This is a genomic window from Falsiruegeria mediterranea M17 (assembly GCF_900302455.1).
Classification (GTDB): Bacteria; Pseudomonadota; Alphaproteobacteria; order Rhodobacterales; family Rhodobacteraceae; genus Falsiruegeria; species Falsiruegeria mediterranea.
Map to the genome: position 1 here is coordinate 1 of NZ_ONZG01000039.1, position 1524 is coordinate 1524.

At 54.9% G+C, this 1524-nt stretch carries 1 protein-coding gene; it reads left to right on the forward strand.

Features of this window, described 5'->3' with window-relative positions:
• Positions 1 to 77 precede the first annotated feature (77 nt).
• On the forward strand, positions 78 to 1460 hold the full coding sequence (locus TRM7615_RS25230) for a transposase (RefSeq protein WP_108792736.1): 1383 nt from the start codon (positions 78 to 80) through the stop codon (positions 1458 to 1460).
• Positions 1461 to 1524: the final 64 nt, after the last annotated feature.

The following is a 1524-nucleotide window of genomic DNA, read 5'->3' on the forward strand; positions in this document are numbered from 1 at the left end:
GATTTTGTTGAAAAACTGATACTTGATCGAGGCATGATCTGCTGATTCAATTCTCTTATTGATTGGGAGGATTGGCGATGATGGGACCCAAGCAGGAAGCGCAGGCGGCACTGTTTTACGAGTTCTCGCTGGAAGACCACGTGCCACGAGATCACTTGTTGCGGTCGATTGATCGGTTTGTCGATCTGAGCAGCATCCGATCGCATCTGGCCGATTTCTACAGCCATACTGGTCGCCCTTCGATTGATCCTGAACTGCTGATCCGGATGTTGGTGGTGGGGTATTGCCTCGGCATCCGGTCCGAGCGGCGGCTCTGCGAGGAGGTCCATCTGAACCTAGCATACAGATGGTTTTGTCGCCTTGATCTGACCGACCGCATTCCAGATCATTCTACCTTCTCGAAGAACCGTCATGGTCGGTTCCGCGAGAGCGATCTTTTGCGCGAGGTGTTCGAGATGACAGTAGCGCGCTGCATGCAGGAAGGGCTTGTCGGCGGTCAGGGTTTTGCGGTGGATGCCAGTCTGATCAGTGCTGATGTTCAGAAGCAGAATTCCAGCAACCCCGAAGACTGGGCGGCCCGCGAGGCTGCTCCCAATGACGCGCCACGCGCGGTGCGCGAATATCTCGACGTTCTGGACGACGAGGCCTTCGGCGCAGCCAGTGAGGTCATTCCCAAGTTTACTGCCCATGCTGATCCAGCCAGCCAGTGGACGGCAGCCCGCAAAGGCCCTGCATTCTTTGCCTATTCGGACAACTATCTCATCGACACAGATCACGGGATCATCATGGATGTGGATGCCTCGCGGTCGATCCGGCAAGCAGAGGTGGGTGCTATGCGTAAGATGATTGATCGCACCGAAGAGCGCTTTGGCATCAAGCCAGATTGGATCGCTGCCGATACCGCATACGGGTCATCTGACAACCTCGTTTGGCTGACACTGAAGCGGCAGATCCTCCCGTTCGTCCCAGTCTTTGACAACTCAAAACGCAAGGACGGGACATGGTCTCGTGCTGATTTTACATGGGACGAAAACAACGACCGATACATTTGTCCGGAAGGCAAAGAGCTCCGTCACACCCGGCGCAATTATTCTGATCCCGCCCGGAATACGCATGGCATGAAAGCCCGAAACTATGGTGCTCTCAAATCTGATTGTCAGGTCTGCCCATCGAAGGCCAAATGCTGCCCCAACACCGACACCCGCCGTATCCGTCGCGAGAAATACGAAATCGTCCGAGACTTCGCCCGCGAATGCACCGCATCAGAGTTCAATCCGAAGGCTCAGGCGCGGCGCAAAAAGGTTGAGATGCTCTTCGCACATCTAAAACGAATTCTGGGTCTGGGAAGGCTTCGATTACGAGGTCCATGCGGCGTCCAGGACGAATTTACACTCGCCGCCATCGCCCAAAACCTCCGGAAACTAGCAAAACTCAAGCCAATGGTGACAACCACCGGCTGACAACAAGCCTCAGCATCGGTCGTTCAATAAAATCAGCGCAGTAGCTAAACGCGCAACGCCAAAA

Excerpts from the sequence above, each read along its gene's own strand:
- TRM7615_RS25230 (WP_108792736.1), top strand. The coding sequence starts at position 78 with ATGATGGGACCCAAGCAGGAAGCGCAGGCGGCACTGTTTTACGAGTTC.